This window comes from Streptomyces sp. NPDC057565, assembly GCF_042801455.1.
Taxonomy (GTDB): domain Bacteria; phylum Actinomycetota; class Actinomycetes; order Streptomycetales; family Streptomycetaceae; genus Streptomyces; species Streptomyces yanii.
This window is the reverse complement of sequence record NZ_JBHVFU010000165.1, coordinates 1-1941: the sequence shown is the minus strand read 5'-3', so window position 1 is coordinate 1941 and position 1941 is coordinate 1. Positions and strand designations below refer to the sequence as shown.

1 protein-coding gene is annotated in these 1941 nt (G+C 62.5%); it reads right to left on the bottom strand.

Annotated elements, in window-relative coordinates; genetic code table 11:
* Positions 1 to 91 precede the first annotated feature (91 nt).
* A complete protein-coding gene (gene ltrA / locus ACFU8W_RS52370; RefSeq protein ID WP_384052967.1) occupies positions 92 to 1348 on the bottom strand; it encodes a group II intron reverse transcriptase/maturase in 1257 nt (418 codons plus the stop codon).
* Between the last annotated feature and the right edge of the window lie 593 nt (positions 1349 to 1941).

Sequence of the window (1941 nt, the reverse complement as noted above, 5' to 3'; positions counted from 1 at the left end):
CTGCCGAGTAGCCGAGGGGGATCTCACCCCTCGGCTCTCACAGAACCGTGCGTAAAAGTCGCCCCTTACACGGCTCTTGTCGTCCTGGTCATCAGACCGTTACGGCACCTGCGGTCAGCCGCCAGTGGGCGAACATGCGGGGGTATCGCTGGGCGATCTCCTGCATCTTCCCGATGGCTTTCCGCTTGGCCGCGAGCCGTTTGTACTTCTGGCGGATCCAGCGCACCAGGTAGGCGTTGATGCGCATCATGAAGGGGATCAGCTCCCACGGCCTGAAACGTCCGTAGTAGTTGAGCCAGCCCGCCACCACCGGGTTCATCCTGCGGGCGAGCTCTTGGAAGGACAGATCCGAGCGGGTGTGCAGGTGCCATGACCGAACCTCCCGTCCCATCTTCTTCAGGGCGTCCTTGCTGACCGCCGGGTCGAACGACAGGAACAGGTTCCCGTGTCGACTCCGGTTCCTCCTGGCGCGGAACGTGTACCCGAGGAAGGTGAACGCCGTGTGCTCGTGAGAGCCGCGGCGGTGGCCGTCCTTGCAGTAGACGATCCGGGTCTTGTCCGGGTGCAGCTGCAACCCGACTTCGACCATCCTGTCCGCGAGCGCGGCCAGGACCTGGCGGGCCTGGCGCTCGGTGACGCAGTGCAGCACCGCATCGTCCGCATAACGTTCGAACCAGACGGACGGGAACTCCCGGTCCATCCAGGTGTCGAGCGCGTAGTGCAGGAACAGGTTCGCCAGGACGGGAGATACCGGGGCTCCTTGTGGGGTCCCGCGCTCCCGCTCCAGCAGGGAGCCGTCGGGCATGACGAGCAGGGCAGCGAGCCACCTCCGCACGTACAACTTCACCCAGACGGCGTCGGTGTGCGCTTCCACCGCCTTGACCAGCAGGTCCCAGGGCACGCTGTCAAAGAACTTGGCGATGTCGAATTCCACCACCCAGTCCCTTTTCCAGCAGCGCTCCCTGCATTTTTCTACCGCGTCCAAGGCGGACCGCCCAGGCCGGTATCCGAAGCTGTCCGGGTGGAAAATAGGTTCCACCCTGCGCATCAGATGCCGGGCCACAACGGTCTGTGCCACGCGATCGGCGACAGCGGGAATACCCAGCATTCTTTCGCCGCCATGTGGCTTCGGAATGGCCACCGCGCGCACCGGCGGCGGAAAGTATGAGCCCGACGACATGCGGTTCCAGACCCTATACAGATTGTTCTTCAGGTCTTTCTCGAAGTCGGCGACGCTCTGACCGTCCACACCGGGCGCACCCTTGTTAGCCCTGACCTCCTCCCATGCCTCCTTGACTTCCCACTTCGAAATCTCAAACGGCTTGACCGATGACTTCAACTGGCCCATCGAACTCCTCCCGGACACGGTCCGGTTGATGCGATCAACTCAGTCACGAACGACCCGGCCCCTTCGCTCCACCCCCGTTACAGGAGCTTCGTCACTACTACGAGCCGGTCCGCCAGCAGGCCCCGCGTCGGTACTCGACCCCTTGCAGTGTCCGCTGCTTGGGGCACTCCCTCTCCCCCACCGTCACACGATGGGGGAGCATCGGGTCCTGCCTTCTCCTGTTCCATGCGGAAGCCGCAGACCGGACTCACGTCGCCTACATGCCGGACACCACCTGGCCAATAAGCGGGCACCCGCCAGGCTCATCCCGGAATTCTGGTCACACCCCGGTTTCGATGTCATCTGTTTGTTTTTCGACACGTCAGCAGCGATTCACTTGCGTTCGTCTTCCCGGTCCCCACCTGACACCTCTCACGACGCCTTTTCCTCATCGCTCACCACGACAGTCATTAGCTAACGCAGCATGAGGCGGTTTAGAGCCTCCCCCCACAGGGCGGCTCTGAAGGGCCACAAAACCTTCATCTTCCGCACAGCATCAATTCCAGAAGTTGCCTACGACCAACTCCCATTCATGTTCAGGACACAAGACCAGC